The organism is Paenibacillus sp. FSL R7-0312 (assembly GCF_038004445.1).
Taxonomy (GTDB): Bacteria; Bacillota; Bacilli; order Paenibacillales; family Paenibacillaceae; genus Paenibacillus_AQ.
The window spans coordinates 5,469,722-5,487,404 of the sequence record NZ_JBBORE010000001.1 but is presented as its reverse complement, the minus strand read 5'-3'; the positions used below and the strand labels follow the sequence as shown (position 1 = coordinate 5,487,404).

Sequence of the window (17,683 nt, the reverse complement as noted above, 5' to 3'; positions counted from 1 at the left end):
GGGGCATACGGATATGATTTTTAATCGACGGACCATTACGAAGCTCCTCGATCTCGTGAACCTACAGAGGCACAATGACAACTACGCCGATATTCAGACGGATTTAACAGATCATGAAGGCCGAATCACTGGAGCGCAGAGCGATATCACAACACACAAGGCTTCGACAGCTGCTCATGCGGCTGAGCACGTCACTTATGATGGAGCTGTTGTCGGGGCGACAAACATCAAAGAAGGCTTAGATGGACTAAAGGATACACTCGATAACGTCATTGTGGACGGCGGAGACGGAACACAGGCTGCGGCTGCGGCTGTCAGTGTGTCAGGCACAACATATGACACTTTGAAGGATCGGGTGGATACAGAGTTCCTTCAGACTAATGCGCAGTTGGCGGATATGGCGATAAACCCAAAGTCATTTGGTGCAATCGGAGACGGGGAAAGCCACCCTTTGTCAGAGAGGTTTCCAACGCTAGCAACAGCCCAAATGAAGTATCCGTTAGCTACATCACTCACGAATGAAATAGATCAACTAGCTATACAAGCTGCCATGGACTACTGTTACAGTCGCGGCGGGGGGACGGTGAAACTCTCTACAGGACTGTACTGGTTAAACACCGTTAAGGGATTTAGAAATGCGCTACTCTTTTTCAGGTCGGGAGTAAATTTCAAGGGAGATGGGTTCGGGAGTATTTTGAAGGCCGCGGGAGGTTTAAACTTTCCTGGGGGTATCGGTTATTTTAATGGATTTTCGACTGAGTCAATGGACGACCTTGTCGAAAATGTAATCCTTTCTGACTTTGCTTTTGATCTGAACGGTACTAACAACATGATCGTAGATCCAGGTGATTATGCTAAAGAGAACAACTCTATCCAATGCTGGAATGGAGATAATGTTGTCGTGCGCAATGTTAAATCCTTCAACAATGCAGGTTTGCAGCACTTTCGGTTCGGTCGGGACAACGAGACAGGTTTTGGTAGGGTGAAGGTCCTAAACTGCGTCATTATGGAAAGTGGATCAAGCATCCCCGGAAATGAGCAAGTAGACCACTCCTCTCTGTATTTTAACGGAGAGGAATTATTAGTAGACGGCTGCACATTTTTCAATACTAATATGCCAACTCAGCACGGCAACTGTGCAATCGAAAATCACGCTAAGGTATCTGTAATCTCCAATAACATAATTTCGGGATACACGAACCCTTTCATTTTATCTGCAACAAATATGGACATGGAAGAAGCATTGTATAATTCTAACACCGTTTTTAATTGCACACATGGGTTTAGTCTTTGGAATTTCTATGGCAATAGAATTGTCGATTTGAAGATTAACAACCATAATATTGACCTTGCCAGTAGTTCAGGACACGGATTGCTGTGTAACAATATGAGTAGCAATTCCGGTCAGATTATTTGGACCGATAACAAAGTAAGATACAAAGGGTCGGAGATAATGTATGTGGGCAAGGGCATGTCAGTTAAATATTTCGAAAAGGTAGTCGTTAAAAATAGTGAATTTGAGGGATTTACTGCAGGCGGACTTGAGATTTTTCCCGCTGAAAATTATCCAACGGATGTAATCATTAGTGGCCTTGAGTTGACTAATGCTGTACGGATCGCGGGAAGTCACGGAATTGTAATTGATGCGCTCACCGGAATGGATACTTACGGAATTGTCCGAATCGAAGGGAGCACCGTTTATCACACTGCCTCATATGACCGCGCTATACGCTTTGATAATGTGCATGTGGACGAAGTGCATCTGGTAAACAATATTTGTCCGGGGTTTGCAGATGGTTACTTGGAGTACAGTTTGGATTTGCTATCTCAAAACTTTGTGAACATCCAACACTCCTCTAAAAATAGTCCAACTGGTGTAGCTGCCGGAAACGGAAGCATCTGGAACAGCCCTGAAGGAACCTATCTGAAAAAGTTTGATGGTTACAATGTTACGGGATGGATTATCGAAAAGTCGATTCATAGTGCCGGAAGTAACGGTCAGGGTAACTACATTAGGTACGATGATGGTACGATGATTTGCTACACGAACTTAGTAGTCTATGGCTTGGACATTACAACAGCTGATGGCAGTATGTATAAATCACCAGCAAGGACATGGGCATTCCCAGCAACTTTTTTAAATAGTGATTTTAGCCCCAGCATCGTGCCTAATAATGACACGCAGAGTGTATTATTTGGGGTTTTAGTCGGAGTTCATCCGACTTATGTACAGTATCAAGTCGTTAGCCCAACGAGCAAAACAGATGCCATTAGAATTAGGCTTTCATGTACTGGTCGTTGGAAGTAGAAAAGATGAAAGAGGTGAAAGCATGCGTTCTTCTAATAGATATGTTACCTTAACGGAATCAGTCAAAAAGCAGGTGGAGGTGTCGACTGAAGAATTTTATGTGATCAATGAAAATAAAGGGTCTCGGATTGTTGATGTAACGATCGCTTTAAAGTCAGCAGATGGAACCGTTTTGACACACGAATACTATCAAGTGCGAGGCCAACATTACGATTTGTTAATGTCTGAATCGCCTGACTTCGCCCCAGGAAAACCTCCAAATGAATACCGGGAAGCAGACCTCTGGCACATCATAGATTTGATCAGAGAAACTACCAACGGTGACGGCACGGTCGATTAAAAAGGCAGACTTATAAACATATCAAGTGTTTAACAGCATCTGCGTCTGCTGTTGATGTGCTGGAGTAGGAGGGCAATATGAATAAGAAAGAGTTTGAAGAAGATTACTGCAGGAGGTCGAATATTCAAATAGAGGAGTATTTAAATGGAATGATTACTTTGCCCTGTCGGTGCGGTAGTGAATCTTGCAAAGGATGGGCAGCCGTAACAAACAACCCGCTGGCTATTAAATCACATGTAAATCTTTATCAATAATTCACTTTTACAATAAAGGATATAACTCCTTTTTATTGAATGATAGATAAAAAGGAGGTTTGATCATGAGAAAATCTGATATAGAAGAATTACTATCTGAAGTTGAAGAAATTGTAGCTTCATTAGAAACTCAGAAAAGCAAGGCTAATACTAATTCGGGAATATTGGAGATTTCAAAGCCTAAGGTTAAATCAGCATTAGAACATCTAAGAAGTTGCTTGGATTATGCAGCTCACGATATTTATGACTTTCTCTATAAGGACAGGGACGGGAAAACGGAGGAGCAAAGGGGGAAAATGTCACTATATTTCCCTTACGGCAAGAGTTTAGGTGATTTTCATTCTAGTTTAGGAAGAAGCTTCAAAAACCTTCAATCTATTCACAATGAGATATATCAGTTGATTTTGTCAGTTCAGTCATTTAATAGTCGTAAGACATGGATATATGATATCTGCAACATCACAAATAAAATCAAACATGTAGAACAAAGGAAGCAAGAACGGCTCGCCATGAGGACAGTTAAACTGACTGATGCTTTTAGTTTGAATTATAATAGAGGCAGTAACACAAATATAATTATTTCAGGAAATGTTATTAATGGTGTAAAACAAAGCAATGATTTTGTTATTTCAGGGGGCCAAATCAGAAGTGATATGAGCAAGATAAAGGAACCTATTGAGTTGGTTGATTGGACAGATTTTGCTTTTAAAGATTCGAATATTAGAATAATCGATTTGATAAAAACTTCTTATGAGCATTTACGAAAGTTTATAGATGATTTGTATCTACTCCTTGCTTAAGTTACTTATTGACAGTAGGACCATACTGCGCAACATGAAAATTTTTGTCTACCCTAAAATTTTATGATATCCTGAAAATGGATATCAAAACATGATTTGTAGGGGGATATTTATACGGATGAGATACAATGAAGACTTACCAAATCTTGAAGAACTGCACTTCATCTTGTGGTACAAATTGTATTTGCAACATAGAACCGGGAGAGAATTTGTAACAACCTCCGAAGCCTACGAACTAGTGGCCAATCATTTTGGCTTGTCAGAAGAACAGAAGAATCATTTAACGGAAAAGGGATATAACGATTGGCAAGCCAGAGTGAGATCATCATATGATCATTTGAAAGGAAAAGGAATCATACAGTCTGATCCGAATAGAAAGGGTTACTGGAAATTAACTGATAAAGGTATCGAAACATTCGAAGAATGGTTTCCGCCAGTAATACCCTCTGGAAAACAAATCATAAATAATGAATAGTGATTTCAAATAAAAAAGAGCCTGCCGGATCACTCCGAAGGCTCTTTTTGTTCTACTTCACAAAGTATTTTCTCAGTGATGTGTTTTCTTAAAGTGTAATGCTTCAGTCTAGTGTGGTATTTCCAACCCAAATGACCCAGAAGACTTAGAAATATAACACTCAGTATAAGAAGCATTATCCAAGAATTTTCCTTAAACACTTGCGTAATCATTAATCCAAATACAAATGCCGTAAATGATAATCCAGCAGTAATTATGAATGGTTGTTTTAATGTATCTAATTCAAAATTAAGATGGATTATCAAATACGATAAGTCTTCTTTTGTTAATTTATCTTTATATTTTTTTTCGATACTCTGAATATCTTTAATTGCATGTTTAGATGCCTCTATTTCCTCCAAACCTAACACTCCTTCATAGTAAAGTGTATATAATATCGACAAACTGTGTTTGGAATTTAATACCTGAAATCATTTAAATAGGTTTAATCAGAGTTATTTTGAAAGGAGCCTCCACCATGCAGCAGCACCTGAAATCCTTCGACCGCAACCGTGCCCCAACTGGCCTGCTAGTCCAATGCACTGACATCCAGCGCCGTCGTCGGCTGAACAGCGATTATGAGATATCCTTCACCGTCCCAATGACCAGCACCGATTACAAAGAGTTGATCATACCCAAAGGCCACGTTCAAGACGAGCGTGGCCAATTTTATGTCGTGCAGAGCCGCGCCCGGGATCGCAGCAACAAAGTGATCAGCGCCCAGGTCGTCTGTACGCACATCATGTTCAAGATGATCGACTTCAAGATGATGTACTCCGATTACATCGATGAGGCATACGGCGTTCACATCAGCGTACTGCTGGACAAGATCAGCGCGGCCACAGGTGGTGTGTACACCTTCGTCATACACGACACTTTTGACCTCCGCGACGTCAAGGATTGGGGAGCGACCACGGCACTGGCTGCCCTGCAGGATACCGTCAACCTGTATGGCTGCGAGATTGATCCGGACAACTTCGTCATTCACTTGCACAAGCGCATCGGTTCAGACGATGGATTCGAATACCGGCTGAAGAAGAACATCATCAGCGACTCATTCAAGGACGATGCTTCGAACCTGGTAACTCGCCTGTTCAGCCAAATGAAGGACGGCCGCACATTCATCGGCCTGTCTGCCGACTTCCTGACCACGGAGGAGCGCAGCCTGCTGCAGTCCTTACCTGGAGCCATTGTCGACAACAAACTGGCCGTCAATTACCTGATCTCTCCGTATACTCAGTACTGGACCAACAACGTCAACGCATTTTATGACGGTGAGCTCATCGATCAGAATATCGAAGATCCGGAAGAACTGCTGATCGCTACCCGGGAGGCTTTGCGGAAGAAGGAAATGCCGGAGTTTGAGATCGGAGTCAACGCGGCGGATATCTACAAGATTGATCCAGACGAGCAGCAGCCCCGGCTGGGCGACACCGTCTATGCGTACGATCCGGAAATGGAGCTGCAGCGCGTCAGCTGCCGGGTGATGGAACTGACGGAGTATCCGTTCAGCATGGATAAGCACTCGCAGGCGACGCTCTCCAATTACCAGATGCGGGATGATACTCAGGTTCTCGCTGACCTGGAGCGCAGCAAGCAGATCCTGAATGACCTCCTGTCCGGCGGCCGGGTGCGGGCAGCTGCCTTCGAAGAGTTCGCCAAGCAGGCCGTCATCGACATTAATGCTTCCAAGAGCGAGATCATTTACGACAGCCGCGGCATTGTGCTGCAGGAAGTGGATCATCCGAATGTGCAGATGGTCCTGACTTCACACGGGTTCATTATCACAGAAGACGGTGGGGCCACAGCGCGAACGGCCATCACCGGCCGGGGCATTGCTGCTGAAGTCATTGCCGGGGTGCTCGGTAACTTTGTCCGGATGGAGATTGGCGAAGGTAACAACATCACTAAGATCAATCCTAGCGGCATCAGCGCAGGGCATGCGGATTGGGCGAGTGCTCCGTTCCGAGTGGACATGGCTGGGAATGTCGTGGCACGGTCCATAACGTTGACGGGGCTGATTGAAGAAAGCACGATGACCTATTCGGATATTATTGCCGGCACAGTGACGGGGGCAATGTTTAGAACGGCTGCTCCTGGTATCTACCCGCGCGTAGAAATTGATCCGTCGAGCATTGCATTTGGTGTATATGCTGATCCTGACAATGGGATTTTGATTCCAGCTTACGACGGGGGGGTCAGCAAGATCAGGTTCTTGGCAAACGGGAATGAGTCGACGTTATTCAATTCACCAACATCGGGGTTTATCATGAGCGCTTATGACAATGCCATGATTATTGGCGACAATGTGATATTGAGCCCATCGGGTGGATACGTCAGAATACCTTCGTGGAGCAGTTTTTACAGTGATTCATCCCATAATACTTTGCAATCAGAATTATCTTCTTTACAGTCTCAAATTTCATCATTAAGTTCTGATATAAACTCAATCTGGACTTACCTCGCAAGTGAACCTTGGGCGTAAACTAAGATAATCATTCCATCCCTATTTACCGACATATGGTATTATTAGGATAAATAAATAGGGAGGTATGATGACTTGAAGAAAATGATATCTGGGGTGATTGCTGGGGTTTTATTAATTGGTGGAGCATCGGCGTTTGCTGCCTCCAATAATCTCATCGGTCAGAAAGTTCAGGGTCTTTTTTCGATTGAAAAGAACGGCGCGAAGATTGCTGATGCTGTAATCATTAATGGTTCAGCTTATGCCCCGGTTAGGTCCGTTGCGGAAGCGACTGGAGCTGAGCTGACCGTTGAAGGGAAGAAAATAATCATGAGTGATGACTTGAAGACGACTATAACGCCAAAATCAGCCCTGCTGTTAAACTTGAATAGCCAGCGGGATCAGGTTATTAGGGAGATTGCTAAAAGAGAAGCGGGAATACAAAATATCGAATCAGATGTTATTCCTACTCACGACCAATTGGCTGAAGAACTGGCCAACAATGGCACTCTTGGTAAACAGCAATTGGAGTTGGTGGAATCATTGAAGAAACAAATTGTTGAAATGAAGGCCGAACTTGTAACCTTGAATCAACAATTAGTAGAAATCGATGCGAAGATCTCTGCACTATTGAAGTAAAATGAACAGGAAATTGCTTAGTTTATTGTTAGTTGTTGCTATATTGTCTGCTTGCTCTTCTAATGTAGAATTAACAGAGCCAAGCCCGACTCCTTCGCCTGTTGCTACAGAGGCTCCTGCGGCTCCAAGTCTGGACAGCCTCTATGAAGAGGCGAAAGGACATTATGAAGCCGGGGACTACACAAGCCTGCTTTCCTCTGGAGATCAGATGAACGGACTGTACCCGGATGATCCAAAGACAAAGGAAGTTCTTGCCTGGTCAGCTGAACTTTACAAGAAGAACGGCAGCGGCATATCCTCAGAAACGGCCGCCGAGCCAACGAAGTCTCCAGACGAAGTGAAGCAGGCGTTATCTGGATTGCGCGAGTCTAAAGATGAGGTCCGAAATATTTCATTCTTCTATGCTCAGTCAACTTCAAGACATGTCAATGAGAATGATGCTTATGTATACTTCTCTAAGAGCAACGACGGAGTAATTTCAAACCCGCGCTTCAGGATTCAATTCGCCGGGGATGATTGGATCTTCATTGATAAGTACACCATCAATGCAGATGGCGAGATATTCGAACTTACACCTGAGTATTCTGAAGTGATTCGGGATAATAGCAGCGGTGGTGTATGGGAGTATTACGAACCATTTATCGACAAAGAGATCCTACCGATTGTGCAGAAGATCGGCAATGCTGAGAAGGTTATTATTCGTGCTCAGGGTGAGAGTCGCCATTATGATATGACACTAACCAAGCAGCAGAAGCAGGCTATGCTGAAGGTCCTCAAGGCGTATAACGAAGCTGGCGGTTTATCCATATTGTTTGAAATCGACCTGTGAGTCCTCTTATGAGGGCTCTTTTTTATTCCCTCGAAAGGAGGTGATCCCTCTGGCCAAAGTAACCAAACTCGACGTTTCCATCGATCTCACCCAGCCGGTACAGGAGGCGGTGGAAGTTGTGTTGCTGCTCATTAACTCCCATCCCGGCCGGCAGCATGAGCTGCTTCAGCAGATCGACATGCAGATCGGCGAAGCACTGGCTGCACTGGACGAAGCCCGTAAGAAGGCAGCAGACAGCAAAGTGGCAGCAGATTTGGAGTCACCGGTTGAATAGCGGCACGCCCTGAAGAGGAGCGTGCTATTTTTTTGCCCTCGGAGCCGATCCGCGGGCTATTTCCATGTAGAGAGAGGGGCGGGAGGATGGATATACCAAGCTTAGCAGACGCCCTATCGTTGGCGGACAAGTACGGAATTGGCTGGGTGTTTGCGCTCGGGGAAGCGCTGCTGTTGGTCATTGTTGGTAGGTGGTTGGTTATTGGTAAGTTGGTGCCGGGAAAGTCGCTGGAGAAGGCGGAGAAGCAGCGGGATGATGCAATCGAGAAGGCCATATCCGCCGTGGCTGCTCTAAATCGGAGTAGTGATGTTATGGAGAAAATGAAGCCTGCAGATCGTTTGAATCCGGGCGACCAGGACGGAGGTGGGTAACATGCCGCGAGTAAGTTTGTTCGAACTGCTCAGAAAGATACCCGCCATCAAAAAGAAAGAGGCGGAATTAGAAGAGAAGGAACAGGAAGTGAAGTGGGCGATTCGGAGATATGAGGACCTGGACGAACGACACAAGGAAGTCGTCCGGTCCAATGGCTTCGCCGGCGCTTTTATTTACGATCACAGTACGAAAGAGGGGGAGAACTATGCGCGCTAACGACACCATTACACTCATCTGCTATGCGTTATCGCTGATTTGCATCATTTATATCACAGCAGCCATGCACATCTATTTCAGGAAGAAATACCGGGAGGGCGTTGTCGGCATCGGGCTGGTACTCGGAATGCTGATGTTTACCGCTTATGCTTTGGAACGCCTAATCGGGTTCGTGATCCGTTTCGGCCGCATTGAAGGTTGGAGCGGTTACTCCTTTCGGTTGTTGCAGGATTGGGGATGGACCATCGGAGTGATCGGTACGACGGTTACGCTCTGCGCGCTGGCTATCTTGGTGCAGGGCAGGGACTTGGGGCTGTTCTTAGAACGGCCGGAAAAGAAGAAGGGAGTTAGACGGTAATGATCAAAAATAAATATACGATTGAGCGGCGCTATATCAACAAGCGCCAAAACGTTCGGCCCGGCACTCGGTTAGTAACGGGTACGCCGGGCTTTTTAGTTGCCCATGATACCGGGAATCCCGGGGCGACGGCGGATAATCACTTTGAGTATTTTCAGACGCTGTTGAACCGGTCAGTTTCCGCGCAGGTCTTCATTGACGATAAGAAGATCCTGGAGATCATCCCAACCGGCACCGGGACGGACCCGGCAGAGAAAGCCTGGCATGTGCTATACAACGTGACTACTGACAATGCCAAATACGGCGATGACGCCAATGACATCGCCCTGGGTGTGGAGCTGTGCTACGGCGGTAAGATCAATACCCTTGAGGCATACAAGCGTTATGTGTGGTATCTGGCCTACTGCTGTGACAAATGGAAGCTTAACCCGCTGACACACATCCCTAGCCATAAGCAACTGGACCCAACCCGCAAGAGCGATGTTGACCAGGCGCTGTCTACCATCGGGAAGACACTGAAGGACCTACTCTACGATGTGGTCAAGGAAATGCAGGAGGAGCCGGTAGTTATTGTTGCACCTACTGCCGTGCAGCTGCCGGCCAGTGTAGCGCAGGCACTCATTGAGGATTATGTATCCCCGGCATGGTTCGCAGCCCGGAAGGCAGGCGACTCCGTAGGCACCCTGCATCTGCACAATCTGGCTAATAACCTGCGGCTGGCTGCCCGCATACCATTACAACCGGGATCGGCAGCGCCATTTACTCAGCTGCCGAAGAGTAACGTGCAGGAGTTGGTGTTCAGGTGGCTTTCTCCCGGCTGGCAGGCGGCGAAGGTCAAGAGTGATAAGACGGCTATGGCTTACTTTAACAATACGGCAAATCACCTGCGGCGAGCTGCGGGCATGCCGATAGAATAGGAGAGGTTTAATATGCAAACCATTATTGATCAGGCCCAGCCGTACATCACAGCCGTCGTGCTGGCTGTTATCGGCGTTCTCGCTACAGTGATCCTGCGGGCGGTGGCGTTGCTGCAGGTAAAGGCAGACTCTTGGTTTGATGCTAAACTGTCAGTGTCTCAGCGGGAACTGCTGCACAAGATTGCTTCCGAGGGCTTTGCATATGCGCAGACGGTCTACAAGGAGCTGGGCGGGGAGGACAAGCTTCAGCAGGCGCTGGTGTATGCTTCTGATCAGTTGGAAGCGCGGGGTATCAAGGTTGCTCCAGAGGAGATCCGGGCGGCCGTGGAAAAGGCGTACCTTGCTTATAAAGCGACAGTATTGACCAAGCAGTAATAATTGCCCACTGGCTTCGGCTGGTGGGCTTTTTTTGTTTTGCACAATTGTAATTTGTGGTACTATTTTCCTAACGGTTTTGCTAAAGGAGTGATTTCATTGTCGATATTAGATCAACTGCTAGAAAAAAATGAATTTCCAATAGTTTTTATCGGTTCAGGTATTTCAAAAAGATTTCTTAATGACTTTCCTGATTGGCCAACTTTGCTTGAAGAATTTTGGAAAAAAGCAAATCTACATAATTTTTATGGCGAGTTGAATAATGCTCGCTCTCAAGTTCAATCGAATTACCCTCACTTCAATGAAAAAGAAATTGATCATGAGGCATACATTCAAGTTGGGGCTACTTTAGAAACAGAATTCAATCGACTCTTTAATAGTGGTAATTTGGATATTGACAACTTCACGCAACAAGACTCTTTCAAATCTAAATTATCTCCATTTAAAAAGGCAATATCTAACCGTTTTAAACAATATAATTTAAAGGTAGAAACGGAAGAGGAGTATAAGCTATTTACTAAAATGCTTTTAAAAACACAAATCATTCTGACTACAAACTACGATACATTTATCGAAGATTCTTATAACGAATCTGGTGTTCATACAATTACAAAATACATTGGACAACGCGGGTTTTTTGGTGAGTCTTTCGATTATGCAGAACTATATAAACTGCATGGTTGCGTGGATAGCCCCGACGATATAACCATAACGAAAAGCGATTATCTACGTTTTGAAAAAAACTCAGTTCTAATTACAGCAAAGATAATCTCTATGATGCTTACGTCCCCCATCATATTTTTGGGATATTCTCTAACCGATGTTAATATGAGAAAAATCATAAGTGATTTTACCCGATCGCTTTCTGATGCTGAAGTGGAATTGTTGGAAAATCGTTTGATTCTAGTAGAATGGCTCGAAGGAGAACATGGCTTAATTGAAGAGGTACTAACCGATAGGGATTTAGGCTGCAAACTAAAAGTTATTAAAACTGATAATTTTGGGCTTGTATTTGATAAAATAAGTAAAGTTGATCAGGGAATAGCACCGTCTGAGGTTCGGAAGTATCAGCATGTGATAAAGAAATTAATTGTTGATGGAGGTAGGAAAGGTAGCTTGAATACACTACTTGTCGCTCCTGATCAATTGGATGAAATTGAAAAAAGGATAGGGGATGGGAAATTAATAGTTGCATTGGGAGATGCTACTTATATTTTTCAAATGCCTGACTTCGTAAGCTACGTGTATAATTATTTTTATGAAAGCGAACCTTTTCATACAGATATAGCATTACGATTTATTGCAAGTCAGAGCGCCATATCAAGAATTCCATTTCTAAAATATGTTAAAGACGTTGATATCGATAAAACAAATCTTCATCCATTTGACAAAGATAAAATAAAACATAGGATCATTTCATATCCAGATGCTACGGTATGCATAAAAAAGATAAATGCATCTTATAAAATAAGGATGCCTTCAATGAATACCATAATGAAACTCAAATTTAAACCAGACAAGGAATTTGAAGTGATAGCATATAATGCATTGAAATTAGATAAACAAGAGCTGAATGATTATATTAAAGAAAAACTTGAGGGTTTCAAAGCAGAGGGAGCACGGAGTCTACCGACATCTTTTAGAAGGTTACTAATGATTTTTGATTTTATAATTAATAAAGGTTAGCGCTCGAACCCACGTGTGGATTGACGCTAACCTCTTTGAAACCGTAATAGTATATGTTTATAATACAGAATTATTCCTTAAAAATCAATGTTTTTTGTCATGGAATTTCCTAATACTAGGAGGATTTGTTCCGTTGAATAGTTATTATAAAGTATTGAAAAGCGATAATGATTTCTTTGCGGCAGCCCTTGCACAATCCCAGGTATCAGTGTGGTTTCGGCTTGATCTGGATCCGGTTGGCCATTTAATGGATAACGGCGGAATAGTCGAAGGTTACACGCCTCAATCCATCAAGATAGCTGGTGCCCGGTTCGTCCGGGAGCGTTTTGAATTCAGAGCAGAATTAGACCGTCTACCTAACTGGTAGGCGGATTTTTTTGTTTCTTGGCAATTCAAACCATTGCTAAATATTGAGTATACAGCATATAATACAAACAAACGTTCCTATTTTGGAGGCGATCACATGAAAATGAGCATCGGCCAAACCATCGAAATGATATACCAGGACAAAGCGGGCAAGATCACGCAGCGGAAGATTGAGATCCTCGGCATACGTGACGGCCGCATCCGGGCCACCTGTCTGACCACTGGCGCGCCTCGGGTGTTCTTGGCTGCCAGCATTCTTTCATGGAGACCAGTAGCGGAGAATCGTCATGCTGGATGATACGGCGCGCAAGCTGCTTCGGATCATGTTTCAGTTTAACGGACACTTTCGCCGGATGCCAACACTGGAGGAGCTGAAACGGCTGAGTGGCCGCAGGCCGGCAGCAATCAAAGCGGGTATGCTGCAGTTGGTTGAACATCACTACATTCAGTGGGACGATAAGCAGCCGGTTGAGACGGCCAGTGTAATCGAGGCTTGGGAAAGGGACGTCCCATTTAAAGATCATGCTGCGGCAGGCCCACACAAATCACAGCAAGCACCATTGACAGGGAATATAGATTATTGGACCGAGTACTAGGAGGGCAGACATCATGAAGAAACTGGAGAGTGTATGGGAAGGTAGTCGGTTCATGCTGCCAGAGCATGTGCAGCTGCTGAGGCAGGAAATGCAAGAGCAGGGACGACACAGCCGACCCGTGATCGACCCTGATGAATGGGAATTGATTGACCAGGCGTTCGGGTACTCATTACTGAAGCAGGAGCAGATCACAATTGTATTATTTGACCCTTATAAGGATTTGAAGGTTCGCGGGGCTGTAGTTAAAGTAGATCGGCAACTGCGGCGAATCAAGTTTCAGATGGAAGAGGACTTCAGCTGGATCAAGATCGATGATGTGATACGAGTCATTACATAATTAAACCCCGCCGAGCTTCACTGCTCTGGTGGGGTTTCTTCGTCTTCTATGTACTCAATGAGTTCCCCAGTGCTAACCTTCAGGTGTTTGCAGAGCTTCTCCAGCGTCTCAAAGTCCACGCGTTTGGACGTATTATGGTATAGCCCCGACACAGTGTTGATGGCTAAACCCGTCTCCCTCGCAGTGCCTCGTATCCCTTTATTCTGCCGGTCCATGATGTCCTTTATATTATTCTTGATCACGGACAAGCCTCCTTTTCCAAAAGTATACATCACAAGGAAAAATGTATCAATATCCTCATACGCGTATCATCTTTCTGATACACTTGCATATGATGTATTAGGATGATAATACAGGAGAGTGATTTATGATGTTACCAGTACATTTACGCTTGGCAGAGATCTTTCATATTAATATGGCCGGACCTCTGACGCTCGAAGAGGCCAAGGAGCTGCAATACTGCCTGCGGGAGAACGCCAGGTATTGCTGGGACTGTCTGATGATTCAAAATCAATCGATACTGGCCGGAGCAACGCACGACCACGAATGGCAGCTGGAGCTGCAGCGGAAGCTGGAGGTGCTGCGATTGACGGAGAGAGTGCCGAAGGTTTAACAAACGATTTTCGAGAATCACAAATCACAAATAAAATCACAAGATTGAAAAAGGCGGCAGTGGTTTGACGAAGTGAATTTGATTAGACATGTCCATGAGAAACAAAAAAAAGACTTAACGGGACTGAGGGAAGTCCCGAAAAGCCCAAGAGCGTATGAGGGGGATACTCTGACATTAGATTAGAAATCAGAGGTTGCAACTTCGATGGTGCCGAAGACTGCGCCTGCAGCTGAGCTGAGAAGTGCGGCAACAAGCAGCAGGTTTACAGAAATTGTGAGACTGTTCAGCGCAGGAATAGTATAAGTGACGACTGGAGCATTGACTCTGTAAAGAACAAGGTCCACAGGGAAACCGGAGTTGTTATTTACAGTTACAGCCGCGTTGATGCCTCCAGCCAGATTCTCATAATATGATTTACCAACGCCTGCAGCCAGGTTGAAGAATTGTTGCGGTAACAAGATTGCCATGGTAATGACCTCCTTTTCGTTTGATAGGATATCATATTCGCCGAAACTATGATTGCTGCAACGAATGTCTTGGGAGATTAGCACATTTTAATAGGGTGATGAGAGTTAGAATGAAATAGAAGAAGGTCCTCTACCCATGGCGGGCGGAGGCTCTTTGCGGTTCGATTACTCTATGGATTTGGTCTATGACCGAAGCTGGAGCATTTTACGCCCGAAGAGCATTCCGGCAAAAGACATGGCAGCTATGCTGAAGTAGAGCACTCTGCCGCCGTAAGCCTGATAGATTGCGCCTCCGCATAGGAGGCCAGCATGCCGGACACTCAGCTCCTTGCCCTTGCGCAGTCACCAGAAGATTAAGGGGAAGACTACAATCTCGCTGATTGCGGCTATGAAAAAGGACTGGCCTACCAGTGCAGATTTGCCTCCCAGCTCCAGAAGATAGACCCCGATAAAGGTGTCGTCCATCCGTGCCGGACTTAAGTCAAGGCTTACCGGGTGCGAATAGTATGGTACACTGGAGCTAATTCTAGTGAATGGTAAGGAGAATGACAACGATGAAGCTGGTGTCCTGGAATGTAAACGGTCTAAGAGCTTGTGTGAATAAAGGGTTTAACGAATATTTCCGGGAAAGCGCCGCAGACATCTTCTGTGTACAGGAAACGAAGCTTCAGGAGGGTCAGATTGTTCTTGACCACGGTGAGGAGTATTCGCAGTACTGGAATTATGCCCTCAAAAAAGGATATTCAGGCACAGCCGTCTTCACCCGGATTAAGCCGCTGTCTGTCAGATATGGTCTGGACAAGGAGACCGAAGACGAGGGAAGGATTATTACCCTGGAATTTGCAGACTTCTATCTGGTGAATGTATACACTCCGAATGCCAAACGGGATCTGTCGAGACTGGATTACCGGATGGAATGGGAGGATGAATTCCGCAATTATCTGCAGAAGCTGGATGCGCATAAGCCGGTTCTCGTCTGCGGGGATTTGAATGTGGCGCATCAGGATATTGATCTCAAGAATGCCAAATCAAACCGCGGCAATTCAGGATTCACCGATGAAGAACGCGGAAAGATGACAGAGCTGCTGGAGGCCGGGTTCGTTGATACTTTCCGGTATTTCTATCCTGAGCTTGAAGGTGCCTACAGCTGGTGGTCCTATATGCCGAAGGTAAGAGAGAAGAATGTAGGCTGGCGGATCGACTATTTCCTCGCTTCCTCGCGGCTGGCCCCGCGCCTCCTGGATGCAGGGATAGAGTGTAATATTCTTGGCAGTGATCATTGTCCGGTAGTCCTTCATCTTGCCGATGCGGCGGAAGTGTAGATTTATATTTGTTGTACAAAAGAACATAAAGCATAGAGGCGGTATCCCGGGTTGCGGGGTACCGCCTCTATTTGTAACATCAATCAGCTTCTCCGGCCGTGTCAAGAAGCGGAGGACGCCGGTGTTTCGTGGCCTGCTCGAAGCTGTAAGCAATGCCGATCAGCACGGCTTCGCTGAAGGCTGAGGCGGAGAAGGTGACCCCCTGTGGACCGTTGGTGATATAGCCTCCCGGTGCAGTTATCCCGGTAGTGGTATATCCGGCCGGGACTGTAATGAGCGGATAGCCGGCTCTGGCTGCCAGGTCAGTGCCGTGAAATCCGGCAAACATGATGGCATCCAGACCGTAATGCTCCAGTGCATAATCGATGCCTTGTCTGCCAGCCATGGACCGGGAGAATTGCAGCTGCTCCAGATATTCCTGCTCCGTAATGTCGTCTCCGGAAGTATCCAGCCATCCCTGACCATATTTCAGCGCCTGTGCGCTGTGCTGGTTGTTGAATTCGATTAACTCCTGCAGGGAATGCACCGGGATAGAAGCAGGCAGGCCGCTTAAATAACGGTTTAAGCCTTTTTTGAATTCATATTGCAGAATAACTGCATTCCACTCGGCATTCTGGCAAGGAAGCTCAATGGGATCAATGACTTCAGCGCCAAGTTCTTTAAGAACAGCTATGGCAGATTCCATCAGGAGCAGAGCCTCCTCATCCAAATCCCGATAATAGAATCTCGGGATACCAATCCGTTTGGATTTCACGTATTCAATATCCAGAGAGGCAGTATAATCCTGTCTGCCTGCTGTCCCATCCGATAAAGTCCCGTGGGGATGCTCTCCGGTACCGGCAATGATACTGAGGAGGAGTGCGGCATCCGATACGGTTCTGGCCATCGGACCGGCGGTATCCTGGCTGCCGATCCCTGGTATAATCCCCGCATTGCTTACCAGCCCCCACGTAGGTTTGATGCCGGTAAGCGAGTTCTGGGCAGCCGGACAAATGATGGAACCCGAAGTTTCCGTGCCCAGAGCGGCAGCTGCCAGGTTAGCGGCAACGGCCGCAGCACTTCCCGAACTGGAGCCGCCAATGAACAGCTCGCCGGGCCCGTAAGGATTCAGCACCAGTCCGCCGCGTGAGCTGTATCCCGCCCACATGGTGGGCGACATGAAGTTGGCCCACTCCGTCATATTTGCTTTTCCCAGAATCACTGCGCCTGCAGCGCGCAGCTTATTAATTACTACGGCATCTTCAGCAGCCCTGTAATCTGCCAATGCCAGCGCTCCCGCACTGGTGTGCAGCTTGTCCGAAGTAGCGATATTATCCTTAACAAGTACTGGGATTCCGTGCAGCGGACTACGCACTCCCTTGTCCCGGCGTTCCTGATCCAGCCCCCGGGCAATCTCTAGTGCATCCGGATTAATCTCCAGTACAGATTTCAGCAGGCTGTCATACCGGTCAATCCGCTCTAAATACAGCGCTGTTAACCGCTCGGAAGATAATTTTCCCTGCTCCATTTCCTGCTGCATGGCTGTTATATCCGCTTCAATTATCCATTCCTGCCATTCCCGGGCGGGGGATTGAATGTTGCTGAGGGGGTTGCTGCTAAGGTCTGCATCATTATTTTTCATGGCTGTTTTCTTCTC

Annotated in this window: 26 protein-coding genes; 21 read left to right on the top strand and 5 right to left on the bottom strand. The window is 45.9% G+C overall.

The features are described from left to right. The first annotated feature begins 13 nt into the window (after nucleotides 1–13). The 5 genes from MKX70_RS24015 (at nucleotide 14) to MKX70_RS23995 (ending at nucleotide 4,177) form a co-directional block, all read left to right on the top strand. Complete coding sequence (locus MKX70_RS24015; RefSeq protein WP_340840977.1) at nucleotides 14–2,308, top strand: hypothetical protein; 2,295 nt, start codon at nucleotides 14–16, stop codon at nucleotides 2,306–2,308. 22 nt (nucleotides 2,309–2,330) lie between these two features. Then, on the top strand, nucleotides 2,331–2,648 hold the full coding sequence (locus MKX70_RS24010; RefSeq protein WP_340840976.1) for a hypothetical protein: 318 nt from the start codon (nucleotides 2,331–2,333) through the stop codon (nucleotides 2,646–2,648). Between the two features lie 77 nt (nucleotides 2,649–2,725). Next, nucleotides 2,726–2,902, top strand: a complete 177-nt coding sequence (locus MKX70_RS24005; RefSeq protein WP_340840975.1) for a hypothetical protein — start codon at nucleotides 2,726–2,728, stop codon at nucleotides 2,900–2,902. A gap of 65 nt (nucleotides 2,903–2,967) precedes the next feature. Then, complete coding sequence (locus MKX70_RS24000; RefSeq protein ID WP_340840973.1) at nucleotides 2,968–3,702, top strand: hypothetical protein; 735 nt, start codon at nucleotides 2,968–2,970, stop codon at nucleotides 3,700–3,702. Nucleotides 3,703–3,820: 118 nt separating this feature from the next. Beyond that, the gene (locus MKX70_RS23995; protein WP_340840971.1) at nucleotides 3,821–4,177 is read left to right on the top strand and encodes a winged helix-turn-helix domain-containing protein; all 357 of its coding nucleotides are present in this window, start codon (nucleotides 3,821–3,823) and stop codon (nucleotides 4,175–4,177) included. A 29-nt stretch (nucleotides 4,178–4,206) separates the two neighbouring features. On the opposite strand, the gene MKX70_RS23990 is transcribed toward MKX70_RS23995, so the two are convergent. Further along, complete coding sequence (locus tag MKX70_RS23990) at nucleotides 4,207–4,578, bottom strand: hypothetical protein (protein WP_340840969.1); 372 nt, start codon at nucleotides 4,576–4,578, stop codon at nucleotides 4,207–4,209. A gap of 116 nt (nucleotides 4,579–4,694) precedes the next feature. Here MKX70_RS23990 and MKX70_RS23985 point away from each other — a divergent pair, with 116 nt between their 5' ends. From MKX70_RS23985 to MKX70_RS23920, 14 genes are all read left to right on the top strand, one after another. Beyond that, nucleotides 4,695–6,701 (top strand): phage tail protein, encoded by a 2,007-nt coding sequence (locus tag MKX70_RS23985; RefSeq protein WP_340840967.1) that lies wholly within the window; start codon nucleotides 4,695–4,697, stop codon nucleotides 6,699–6,701. Between the two features lie 75 nt (nucleotides 6,702–6,776). Further along, nucleotides 6,777–7,319 (top strand): hypothetical protein, encoded by a 543-nt coding sequence (locus tag MKX70_RS23980; protein ID WP_340840964.1) that lies wholly within the window; start codon nucleotides 6,777–6,779, stop codon nucleotides 7,317–7,319. A 1-nt stretch (nucleotide 7,320) separates the two neighbouring features. Further along, the gene (locus tag MKX70_RS23975) at nucleotides 7,321–8,148 is read left to right on the top strand and encodes a hypothetical protein (protein ID WP_340840962.1); all 828 of its coding nucleotides are present in this window, start codon (nucleotides 7,321–7,323) and stop codon (nucleotides 8,146–8,148) included. Nucleotides 8,149–8,266: 118 nt separating this feature from the next. After that, complete coding sequence (locus tag MKX70_RS23970) at nucleotides 8,267–8,422, top strand: hypothetical protein (protein WP_340840960.1); 156 nt, start codon at nucleotides 8,267–8,269, stop codon at nucleotides 8,420–8,422. A gap of 86 nt (nucleotides 8,423–8,508) precedes the next feature. Beyond that, nucleotides 8,509–8,793: a hypothetical protein gene (locus MKX70_RS23965; RefSeq protein ID WP_340840958.1), complete on the top strand. Its 285-nt coding sequence runs from the start codon at nucleotides 8,509–8,511 to the stop codon at nucleotides 8,791–8,793. Between the two features lies 1 nt (nucleotide 8,794). Continuing rightward, entirely contained in the window at nucleotides 8,795–9,010 is a 216-nt protein-coding gene (locus MKX70_RS23960) for a hypothetical protein (RefSeq protein ID WP_042215744.1), read from the top strand. Further along, nucleotides 9,000–9,368: a hypothetical protein gene (locus MKX70_RS23955; protein ID WP_340840956.1), complete on the top strand. Its 369-nt coding sequence runs from the start codon at nucleotides 9,000–9,002 to the stop codon at nucleotides 9,366–9,368. Before MKX70_RS23960 ends, MKX70_RS23955 begins: the two co-directional genes overlap by 11 nt. Continuing rightward, complete coding sequence (locus MKX70_RS23950) at nucleotides 9,368–10,285, top strand: peptidoglycan recognition protein family protein (protein ID WP_340840955.1); 918 nt, start codon at nucleotides 9,368–9,370, stop codon at nucleotides 10,283–10,285. Before MKX70_RS23955 ends, MKX70_RS23950 begins: the two co-directional genes overlap by 1 nt. A gap of 12 nt (nucleotides 10,286–10,297) precedes the next feature. After that, nucleotides 10,298–10,660 (top strand): phage holin, LLH family, encoded by a 363-nt coding sequence (locus MKX70_RS23945; RefSeq protein ID WP_340840954.1) that lies wholly within the window; start codon nucleotides 10,298–10,300, stop codon nucleotides 10,658–10,660. Between the two features lie 99 nt (nucleotides 10,661–10,759). Further along, a complete protein-coding gene (locus MKX70_RS23940; RefSeq protein WP_340840952.1) occupies nucleotides 10,760–12,346 on the top strand; it encodes an SIR2 family protein in 1,587 nt (528 codons plus the stop codon). Nucleotides 12,347–12,479: 133 nt separating this feature from the next. Then, nucleotides 12,480–12,713 carry a hypothetical protein gene (locus tag MKX70_RS23935; RefSeq protein ID WP_340840950.1) on the top strand — a complete coding sequence of 78 codons (234 nt, stop codon included), beginning with the start codon at nucleotides 12,480–12,482 and terminating at the stop codon, nucleotides 12,711–12,713. A 96-nt stretch (nucleotides 12,714–12,809) separates the two neighbouring features. Next, a complete protein-coding gene (locus MKX70_RS23930) occupies nucleotides 12,810–13,010 on the top strand; it encodes a hypothetical protein (protein WP_340840948.1) in 201 nt (66 codons plus the stop codon). Continuing rightward, a complete protein-coding gene (locus tag MKX70_RS23925) occupies nucleotides 13,000–13,308 on the top strand; it encodes a hypothetical protein (RefSeq protein ID WP_340840946.1) in 309 nt (102 codons plus the stop codon). The genes MKX70_RS23930 and MKX70_RS23925 overlap by 11 nt, the downstream gene beginning before the upstream one ends. Nucleotides 13,309–13,321: 13 nt before the next feature. Beyond that, nucleotides 13,322–13,645, top strand: a complete 324-nt coding sequence (locus MKX70_RS23920; protein WP_340840944.1) for a YolD-like family protein — start codon at nucleotides 13,322–13,324, stop codon at nucleotides 13,643–13,645. A 17-nt stretch (nucleotides 13,646–13,662) separates the two neighbouring features. Here MKX70_RS23920 and MKX70_RS23915 read toward each other — a convergent pair whose 3' ends face one another. After that, the gene (locus MKX70_RS23915) at nucleotides 13,663–13,887 is read right to left on the bottom strand and encodes a helix-turn-helix domain-containing protein (RefSeq protein ID WP_340840942.1); all 225 of its coding nucleotides are present in this window, start codon (nucleotides 13,885–13,887) and stop codon (nucleotides 13,663–13,665) included. Between the two features lie 125 nt (nucleotides 13,888–14,012). Here MKX70_RS23915 and MKX70_RS23910 point away from each other — a divergent pair, with 125 nt between their 5' ends. Beyond that, nucleotides 14,013–14,258 (top strand): DUF7667 family protein, encoded by a 246-nt coding sequence (locus tag MKX70_RS23910; RefSeq protein WP_340840941.1) that lies wholly within the window; start codon nucleotides 14,013–14,015, stop codon nucleotides 14,256–14,258. 179 nt (nucleotides 14,259–14,437) lie between these two features. Here the strand turns inward: MKX70_RS23910 and MKX70_RS23905 are convergent, their stop codons facing one another. Further along, a complete protein-coding gene (locus tag MKX70_RS23905) occupies nucleotides 14,438–14,725 on the bottom strand; it encodes a hypothetical protein (protein ID WP_042236003.1) in 288 nt (95 codons plus the stop codon). Between the two features lie 342 nt (nucleotides 14,726–15,067). After that, a complete protein-coding gene (locus tag MKX70_RS23900; RefSeq protein ID WP_269322102.1) occupies nucleotides 15,068–15,190 on the bottom strand; it encodes a hypothetical protein in 123 nt (40 codons plus the stop codon). Between the two features lie 89 nt (nucleotides 15,191–15,279). On the opposite strand from MKX70_RS23900, the gene MKX70_RS23895 reads away from it, so the two are divergent. Then, a complete protein-coding gene (locus MKX70_RS23895) occupies nucleotides 15,280–16,047 on the top strand; it encodes an exodeoxyribonuclease III (protein ID WP_340840939.1) in 768 nt (255 codons plus the stop codon). Nucleotides 16,048–16,126: 79 nt separating this feature from the next. Here the strand turns inward: MKX70_RS23895 and MKX70_RS23890 are convergent, their stop codons facing one another. Next, nucleotides 16,127–17,668: an amidase family protein gene (locus tag MKX70_RS23890; RefSeq protein ID WP_340840937.1), complete on the bottom strand. Its 1,542-nt coding sequence runs from the start codon at nucleotides 17,666–17,668 to the stop codon at nucleotides 16,127–16,129. Nucleotides 17,669–17,683: the final 15 nt, after the last annotated feature.